The sequence below is a fragment of the Trichocoleus sp. ST-U2 genome, from assembly GCF_039961875.1.
Taxonomy (GTDB): Bacteria; Cyanobacteriota; Cyanobacteriia; order Cyanobacteriales; family FACHB-T130; genus FACHB-T130.
Genome location: NZ_JAMPJY010000040.1, coordinates 49,894 through 58,650 on the forward strand (window position 1 = coordinate 49,894; position 8,757 = coordinate 58,650).

Here is an 8,757-nt window from a genome sequence, read left to right on the forward strand (position 1 = left end):
CGTAGGGGCATGGCAATGCCATGCCCCTACAAATCGCGAATTGTGTATGTAATCAGTACAGCAAGATGCTGACTTTTATTGCAATTAGGCTGACATTTCTTGCTGAATCTTGCTCTTGGCAGCTTTGAATTCAGTAGCCATTTGCTCTTTCTGCTCAGCGCTACAATTTTTGTCAATTGCCGTGAACATCGTAAATTCTTCTTGGCGAATGTGGTCGCCAACCACTTCCATTAGGTCTTTAATTTTTGATCTGAAATGGTCGGCATTAGCAGGGTCAATCGCCTTAATTTCATCAAGCATCTGCTTCATTTGCGCTTGCTCGTCGTAAAGCTCTTGAGTATTGTCATCGCCGTAGAACGAGCGTACTTTCGGGTACACTACTTCTTCTTCTGCTTGAGCGTGTGCTAATAAATCTTTGTAGATTTGCCCGAAATACTCTTGGAGCTTTTGAGGCTCTTTCGTCGCCCCAACTTCAGTGAAAAGTGTATTCACTTTCTCGTGATCCAGCCGGATAAGGGTCTGGATATTCATATCTTGCTTGTCAGTGTTTTGCGTAACCACACTGCCAGCTACCCCCGATAGGGCGGCAACTGCATCTTGCACCCGTGCCCAGAGTCCCTGATGCGCGTCTTGACCAGTCATTTCGCGGACACCCACCTGTTCGAGCATCCCCTTGAGCTGTTCTTGGTGAGCGCGACCCTCGAAGTTGACAGTATTGAGAGGCCCAATTGCCAGTTCAATATCAGCCCCTACCACCTGAGCGGCTTTGTGGATCATGATTCCACTCATGGCTTGACCATGCTTTATCAGTTCGTGGTGAATGAGTTTTTGATAATAGGTAAACTCATCACCTGACATCATTTGCTCAAACTGCGGAATAAATATCTTGGTTGCAGCACTCGGTTCAGATTGAATGCCGTATTGAACGATTACAGTGTCTATGATGCCCAGGTGTTTCTGGTCATCAGAAAGCATATTTTGCAGACGCTCGCGGACATCTTCATAAGGGCAAGAATCTATGAGTTTTTGCTCGTTAGAGATGATTAAATTTAGAAAGGCTTTCAAGTCTGCCAATCTTTCAGCGATCGCCATCCGCTTTGTATCGTCTATTGTTGTAACCATGCTTTGTTATCCTGTTGGAAAATAGTTTGATTGATACCCGTTTCACGGCAAAGGTAATGTAGCTCAATACGAGTTACCCAAATATTACTCACAGAGCTTTTAGAGGCGTTGTTTACCCCTTGCTTTGAGAACCCGAACGAACACCATTACCTTAGTTTTGGAAATGGGTTATTTCAAGCGAAAAAAACCTTGAATATCTTGATTTTGTCGTTGATCCAGTTCTCTTCCACCTAGCCCAGGTTAGATGTTTTGGTTTAGTCCACGAAAAGCTGAGTTGAGTTACTGAACCAAGAATTCTACGGCTATACGTTGTAAAAACCTTGGAAGCGTCAATTATCAAAGCCGCTCAATTGCGATCGCAGTTCCGCCACCAGTACCATGACACACCGATGCCAGTCCCATGTGTCCATTTCGCTCCTGCAAGGCGTTGAGCAGCGTGACGATAATTCGCGCCCCCGACGCACCGATGGGATGCCCCAGCGCGATCGCTCCCCCATAGACATTCAGCTTCTCGTAAGGAATGCCCAGCTTGCGGTTGAACAGCACGCTGCTTAGAGCAAAAGCCTCGTTGTTCTCAAACAAGTCAAAATCGTAGATTCTCATCTTGAGCTTGTCTAAAAGCTTGTTGACTGCCAGAATCGGAACCTCTGGGAAGCGCCAAGTTTCTCCACCTATCGACGCTCCCCCAAGGATACGGGCTAAGGGTTTGAGTTTAAAGCGTTCCACCGCCGTTTTGCTTGCCAAAACTAAACCTGCGGCTCCATCGGATATCTGACTGCTGTTTCCAGCCGTGAACACCCCATCTTCTCTAAAAGCAGGTTTTAGCTTGGCAAGGCTCTGCAAGGTGGTTTCGGGGCGAATTCCCTCATCCTTGTCCACGAGTTGCAAACCTTTTTTGCCCTCTATTCTTATTGGTGCAATCTCCTTGTTGAACCAGCCGTTCTCGGTTGCGATCGCTGCCCTAGCTTGTGAATATAGCGCTACTTCGTCTAAATCCTTCCGCGTCACTTGGTAAGCTGCTGCCAGCCGCTCAGCTTGCTCTCCCATCGTTTCGGTGGTCGTGGAATCGGTAAGACCGTCCTCAAGTAAAATATCACTGAGTTGCTCTGGCACACCCAGTAGCATCTTATACCCCCATCTGGCTCGATGCGACAGGAAAAACCCTGTCTGAGACATCGATTCCATGCCGCCAGCCAGTACGATTTCCGCTTCGCCAGAACGGATAGCCGTAGCGGCGTTCATCACGCTCATCATTCCCGACGAACACACCATATCCACTGCATACCCATTCACCGTCTGGGGAATCCCGGTTTTGAAAGCTGCCTGACGGGGCAAAGACTGCCCGTGTCCCGCCCTGAGTACATTACCAAAGATATATAGGTCTAAAGCTTCCCCCGAAACTTCCGCCCGATCCAACGCTGCTTGCATGACGTGGGCACCTAATTCTACTGGGGAAAAACCCGCTAACGCACCTCCGAACCGACCGAGCGGTGTCCGTACTGCCGAGACAATATAGGCTTCTTGCATACATCCTCATTATTTTTTACAATGTCAGGTCTTGTAACTTTACTAACTTAAGGCGGGATATTCCTTGAGGCTACTTTCATTAGTTTCAGGAAGGTTTCACCATTTACAATAAAGTCGAACTAAAGCCAGCCATTGTGATAGCTTCCCGCAAATAAATTAACCCCTATTCTGCAACAAAGGGATTTTTCCCAAGACCGTAACGCCGAAATTCAAAAGACGCTTTTTTGTAAATTATATTTACAATTAACTTAAAAAATTTAGTTTATTTATAAATCATCCATTAGAGCTAATCACCAATTATTATTTGATTAAGATAGTGGACAAACCATCTGTATTACATAAGAAAGTAACAGGAGTAACACTAATGGATTGGGAAAATAATTTTGAGCAGTTTACCAGACAGTTAAGCGAGTTGCAGAGTGGTATTCTCAAGAGCTGGACTTCTACCATGCCGGCTATGCAAGGTTTCAATACACCCAGTTACCGCGAGAATTTCGAGAAAACTTTGAAATTTCAGGAAGAAGTGCTGGCAAGTTCTCTGCAATTTCAGGCTTTGCTGGCTCGTCTGTCAATCGAAACTCAGAAGCAATTGTGGGAGGGATATTTTAATACGATCCGGAGTACACAGAGCCAAAAATCTGAGTGACTATTAGAGTTGTTTTTGAGATACGAGTGTTTTCAGTTTTTTTAGAGTTTGTTTGTAAAACAATTTACTTTGCAAACATCCTCTAAGGATTAATAAAGCTCGCCAAGGTATTTCTTGGGAGCTTTTTTTACTATAAAACAGTTTTGGAAAAAAGTTTTATATTCGCTTCTTATCATCAAAGCTTTCAATCTAGTAAACAAGCCACAAACCAAAATAAACCTGCTAATTTATTTAATCCTCTACCTACAGAAAGGACATAATGTTAAGCAAGCTTGTACTTTTGAATACAAAGGCCGAAGCTGAACTTTGGAAAGATTTCCTAAAGTCCAGTTACCCGACAAGTAAACTGCGCGATCGCTCAATGTAGAATGATGCCAAGAAGGTTTTGACCGATTCCTCCTCACGCCTCTTGCCATCATGGATTTTAGCCAATTGCTTGTTAGAAAAATAGACGCGATCGCCAAAAACTGGGTTGAAGCAGTCCGCTTGGATAGGCAGATTTCCAGCACTGACGATTTACCCAGATCGGCGATCCGGAATCATATTCCTGATGTGCTAAAAGCGATGGCAACTGTACTTTCCCGCTCCCAAGAAAACGATATTCAGTCCATCGTCCAGAACAGTTTGCATCATGGTGTTCTGCGGGCTGAACAAGGTTTCGCTACCACTGAAATTGCGCGAGAGTATCGTCTACTGCGCCAGACGATCTTTTCCACTTTAGAGGCAGATTTACTAGAGGGTACGGTTCCGGAAGTGATGCGAACCTACAATGCAATTGACGCGACCATCGACGAAGCGATCGCCCAATGCTTCAAAAGTTATGTAGAGGAGCGATTGCAAGAACTACAGCAGGTGCAAAGTCAGGTAGAGTTAACCAATCAAGAACTCACTCGCTTGGTAAAAGCGAATCAGGATAATCTCTCTCAACTAGCCCACGAACTGAAAAATCCTCTGAATTCAATTATTGGCTACTCGGAGCTGATGTTACGCTCTTCACGAAAGAATGTTGAAGTTCAAGACAATTTCCCGAATCTGGAACACATTGAGCGCGTGCTACGCAATAGCAGGCACTTACTGCGCCTGATCAACGATACCCTGGAAATTTCCCGGTATTCAGCAGGGAAGATAGAACTGCACCCAGAACTAATAGATGTACGCTCTTTAATCAACAATGTAGTTGAAATGTTGGAGCCTTTGGCAGCAGCCAAAGAGCTACAAATGGTGGTTGATTGTGATTCGGCTAGTGCCGATAGTTCTGCTGCACGCGCTCCTGAAAAAGTGCTGACAGACGCCTTGCGATTGCAGCAAATTGTCACGAATCTTTTAAGCAACGCAATTCGCTACACAGAGACAGGAAGTGTCCAATTAACGTGTCAGATGTTATCTGATAACCGCTGGTCTATTGCGGTGAGCGACACTGGTATTGGCATTGCTCCAGAAGACCAGTCGCGGGTTTTTGACCCCTTCTTTCAAGCTGGAACTCGCGATCGCATGCCCGATAGCACTGGCTTAGGTTTAGCAATTGTCGCCCAACTGGTAAACCTAATGCAAGGCAAAATCGAGCTGGTATCCCAGGTTGGCGTTGGCTCCACCTTCACCGTCATCTTGCCCCTAGAAGTGAAAACCCTGGAATCAATTTCTTGAATTTTGGTTTTATCTGGTTTTTCTTTTAACTGTATAATTCTTGAAATTATTGAGCAGGATTAACGATACTTTTCAATCGCAAAGATGCTTTAATTCTTGCCATTAACTCCTCAAAATCAATCGGCTTCCGAATGAAGTCATTCGCTCCTAACTCTAATCCTTGAGGGATATTAGCACTCTCACTTGCCGTAATCATCAGAATCGGAATAAAAGGGAGTTGCGGATTTTCCCGAATCCGCCGAGTTACTTCATAACCATCCATTCCTGGCATCATGGCATCCATCAACACTAAATCCGGTGGCGATGCTTCTATCTTGGCTAACGCTGACTTACCATTTCTAGCGCTATCAATCTCATACCCTTCTTCCGCCAAAATCTCCTCTAGGAGGGATACATTATCCTCTAGATCATCTACCAATAAAATGCGTTTAGCTTGAGATTGAGACGATACCATAAAATCGACCCTCCATTTGGGGAAAGATGCTTATAAAAGCTTTTAAATTTTCCAATCTTTTAAATAATAGTTATTTGCTTACTAGCTAACCTCTTACCTAAGGGGAGTTTCACTTAAACCAACGGAAAATCGTGAGAAGAAAAAAGAATCTAAATATTAAGCCAATTTGTAATTTTGAATACAAAAAAAGATAAATTGTAACATTTTATAACTACCTCCAGCGTCAGAGGTAGGCATCAAACCGATTCGTGAAAATGGTAAGCAATTTATTCGAGTATCAGCATCGGCAGCATTGGGCGCGATTGCTGCCGAATTGGATGCAGACTGCGTATTCTATTCGTCGGTTGAAAGCTTCGTGCAAGCCGATGCGACCGTCAACGCATACGTTATTGAGGATTGCGCTTCATGGAGCCACAACAACTAAGTCAGGAACTGCGGAAAGGACAAAACCCTCACATGAGCCGTCGCCGAGCGATTATCGGCTTGTCTATGCTAGGGGGTTCGATGGGACAGCTTGTTAGCCTATATCAGACCGGGATTATTAGCCATCTACCCGATCCTCCCGGACAAACGCTTTTCGATGCAGACCGCGTTGACGCATCTAACTATGCTTACAGCCGATTTAACTCACCCGATGGCCCGATAATGGTCCTTACTTACGCCATCACCGCTTGGCTGGCGGCTGCGGGTGGTCTCGATCGCGCTAGACGCAACCCGCTCTTACCCATTGCAATGGGTATCAAGATCCTGATTGACGTGGTGACTAATCTTGAGCTAGCTCGTGAAGAGTGGAGCGAGAACAAAGCCTTTTGCGAGTACTGCCAGGTGGCGACGGTTTGCTCGTTAACGTCTCTAGTGCTGGCAGCGCCTGAAGTGATTGCCGCTACTCGCGCCTTGCTGGGACAGGGCGACAAGAACACCGCAGACGACGCACAGTAAACGCACAGTCATCGATACCAGGAAAGCCCAAAGCGCCCCAAAAGCTCAATTCCTTGCGTAGGGGCGTATTTGTGCTGTGCCGCTACAGAATGATCGGTAAGGGATAAATCAGTTGGTTGTTGCGCTTGGTGAACGAGAAGTGCGCGATTCTCTTTCAGAGACGCTACGCGATCGCTTGGACAATCCCGAAGATTTCGAGCGGATTCAGCAGACGGTGGAAATGTTCAAGGATGTTTTGCCAGAAATAATTGTACAGGATGCCCTATTTCATAGGGGTCTGGCAAATCTTAAACCCGTCACTAAACTTTGACCGGAATTGAGGAGATTTCATCAGATGGTGGTTGAGCGATCGCTGATTTAAGGCGTTAAACGAGCAGTGGATACGATTGGTTAAGCCTGTAATGCTTATAGAAAGAGCATTACAGGCTTAGTTTTGTCTTCTCCTCCTGAGAAGAGAATTTTGCCTAGATTGACCAACAATCAGACAGTTGCTCTTAGCGACCATTTTTCCCCTGCTAGACAAAGGCGAGTTTCGATAAGCTGGAAGAAACGAACAAGCGCAAGCAGCCTATAAGTTTTTGCTGTTAGCAGTCACAAGAGGATACCACTTACTATTTTTACCATTCATAAACGACTGGACTTGAGTGAGTAGATGCGTTCTACTCTCGCTAAAAATCATGAATTCCGCAAGGTAATGGCCTTTAGTCAAGGAAGATAAGTGATAAAGCCTGAGATCGTCGTCATTGGAGCATCGGCGGGAGGGATGGAAGCCCTGAAAAAGCTCCTTGCTCAACTCCCCTCCAATTTTCCGGGTGCTATTTTTATTGTTTGGCATATTGCCCCAGCGTATCCAAGTGTTTTGCCCCAAATTCTGGATCGGGTTTGCTCGCTGCCAGTCGCCCATGCAATTGACAAAGAGGCAATCAAACCGGGACGGGTTTATGTTGCTCCCCCCGATCACCATCTGCTTGTCGAATCGGGGTATGTCCGAGTCACGAAGGGACCGAAAGAAAATCGCTTTCGTCCCTCGATTGACGTCTTATTCCGCTCTGCCGCCCGGAGCTATGGAAATCAAGCGATCGGGGTGGTTCTTACTGGAATGCTTGATGATGGGGCATCTGGGCTATACGCAGTGAAGGAGCAAGGCGGGAAAGCGATTGTCCAAGACCCTTTTGATGCACTTCACGCCTCCATGCCTATCCAAGCGATGAAAGCGGTAGAGGTTGATTGGTGCGTCCCCGTCGCAGAAATGGGCGCTTTATTGATTGAGATGACAAACGAAGCCGTCGAGAAGAAAGGAGGACATCTGGTGTCTGAGCAGATGGACATTGAAGTCAAAGTAGCGCGGGAAGACAATGCTTTTGAGAGCGGCATCATGAAGCTTGGGAAGCTCTCTCCCTATACCTGTCCAGAGTGCCACGGGATGCTTCTGCAACTGAAAGAAGGCAACATTATCCGGTTCCGTTGCCATACAGGACATGCCTATTCCCTAAATTCTCTGCTTGTAGAAGTAACGGAGTCTATTGAAGCCTCACTTTGGAAAACACTTCGCGGGATCGAGGAGAGCGAAATGTTAATGAGCCACATGGCTAAACATCTGGGCGAAACGAACGATAGTGAGATGGCGGAACGCTTTTTGCAAAAATCCGAACAAGCAAATAGGCGAGCTAGCCTAGTTAGGCAGGCGGTGATGAGCCACGAAACCCTAAGTCAGGAGAAGATAATTAACCTGGATGGGTATGAGTAGCGACCAACCAAAAGCTTACAAATCGCCCAAGTTTGCCAAAAACCGACACGATTAAATCACCGCCCTATCTACAATTCACTGAGATATTGAATCAGGCAAATAACTTTTGAACCGCCATCCTTCAGGCTACCGCCCGCGATCGCAGTACTGAAAAATACGCTAGGCACCTTTTGAACTATCGAGTCTACCTCCACGGCTACTGCTCAGGCTACTGCTCAGACGTTCCCGGCTCAATCCGTGCCCCAAGCTGAAGAATCCGTCCGAGATCGTCAGCGTTTCGCCAAGTTTCCAGTATCTTGCCGTCAGCAATCCAATGAATGAACGTAGCCGTGAATGTCTGAGGCTGACCGCGACCGGGTATACCAAGGAAACTGTCTTGGACACAGGTGTTGATCGCACGCACGGCAACTTTGTCACCCTCAGCAATTACGTCTTCAATCGTCCATTTTTGCTCGATAGGACCCATTGTCCGAAAGAGTTCGCGAACCCCGTCCGGTCCAGGGATAAGCTCTGGCGGACCACCATGCATCCTCCAAGTCGGGGCAGTCATCTCGCATATCTCCTCAACGTGAGTTCGGGTTAAGCAGGCAAGGCAGCATCGTTGATCAGGGAGGGCTTCTTGGGCTGGTGGCAGTAGGCAATTAAGCCGGCTATCAAATTGACGGCAAAGTTGACAGG

General features: G+C 46.4%; 9 protein-coding genes and 1 pseudogene. 5 read left to right on the plus strand and 5 right to left on the minus strand.

Features of this window, described 5'->3' with window-relative positions:
• Nucleotides 1-84: 84 nt before the first annotated feature.
• Nucleotides 85-1,122, minus strand: a complete 1,038-nt coding sequence (locus tag NC996_RS21730) for a hemerythrin domain-containing protein (RefSeq protein WP_190682892.1) — start codon at nt 1,120-1,122, stop codon at nt 85-87.
• A 336-nt stretch (nt 1,123-1,458) separates the two neighbouring features.
• Nucleotides 1,459-2,649, minus strand: coding sequence for an acetyl-CoA acetyltransferase PhaA (gene phaA, locus NC996_RS21735; RefSeq protein ID WP_190682895.1), 1,191 nt, complete (start codon nt 2,647-2,649; stop codon nt 1,459-1,461).
• Between the two features lie 364 nt (nt 2,650-3,013).
• Between phaA and NC996_RS21740 the strand changes: the two genes are divergently transcribed.
• A complete protein-coding gene (locus tag NC996_RS21740; RefSeq protein WP_190682898.1) occupies nt 3,014-3,295 on the plus strand; it encodes a hypothetical protein in 282 nt (93 codons plus the stop codon).
• A gap of 417 nt (nt 3,296-3,712) precedes the next feature.
• Nucleotides 3,713-4,939 (plus strand): sensor histidine kinase, encoded by a 1,227-nt coding sequence (locus NC996_RS21745; protein WP_190682900.1) that lies wholly within the window; start codon nt 3,713-3,715, stop codon nt 4,937-4,939.
• 46 nt (nt 4,940-4,985) lie between these two features.
• On the opposite strand, the gene NC996_RS21750 is transcribed toward NC996_RS21745, so the two are convergent.
• The gene (locus NC996_RS21750) at nt 4,986-5,393 is read right to left on the minus strand and encodes a response regulator (RefSeq protein ID WP_190412129.1); all 408 of its coding nucleotides are present in this window, start codon (nt 5,391-5,393) and stop codon (nt 4,986-4,988) included.
• Between the two features lie 405 nt (nt 5,394-5,798).
• On the opposite strand from NC996_RS21750, the gene NC996_RS21755 reads away from it, so the two are divergent.
• The 3 genes from NC996_RS21755 (at nt 5,799) to NC996_RS21765 (ending at nt 8,079) form a co-directional block, all read left to right on the plus strand.
• Nucleotides 5,799-6,332 (plus strand): vitamin K epoxide reductase family protein, encoded by a 534-nt coding sequence (locus tag NC996_RS21755; protein ID WP_190412128.1) that lies wholly within the window; start codon nt 5,799-5,801, stop codon nt 6,330-6,332.
• Between the two features lie 112 nt (nt 6,333-6,444).
• Nucleotides 6,445-6,642, plus strand: a complete 198-nt coding sequence (locus NC996_RS21760) for a hypothetical protein (RefSeq protein ID WP_190528599.1) — start codon at nt 6,445-6,447, stop codon at nt 6,640-6,642.
• A 408-nt stretch (nt 6,643-7,050) separates the two neighbouring features.
• The gene (locus NC996_RS21765; protein WP_339380190.1) at nt 7,051-8,079 is read left to right on the plus strand and encodes a chemotaxis protein CheB; all 1,029 of its coding nucleotides are present in this window, start codon (nt 7,051-7,053) and stop codon (nt 8,077-8,079) included.
• A 208-nt stretch (nt 8,080-8,287) separates the two neighbouring features.
• On the opposite strand, the gene NC996_RS21770 is transcribed toward NC996_RS21765, so the two are convergent.
• Nucleotides 8,288-8,629, minus strand: coding sequence for an ester cyclase (locus NC996_RS21770; protein ID WP_242037455.1), 342 nt, complete (start codon nt 8,627-8,629; stop codon nt 8,288-8,290).
• Nucleotides 8,630-8,658: 29 nt separating this feature from the next.
• Nucleotides 8,659-8,757 (minus strand): annotated as a pseudogene (locus tag NC996_RS21775) (IS982 family transposase); the annotation flags it as partial.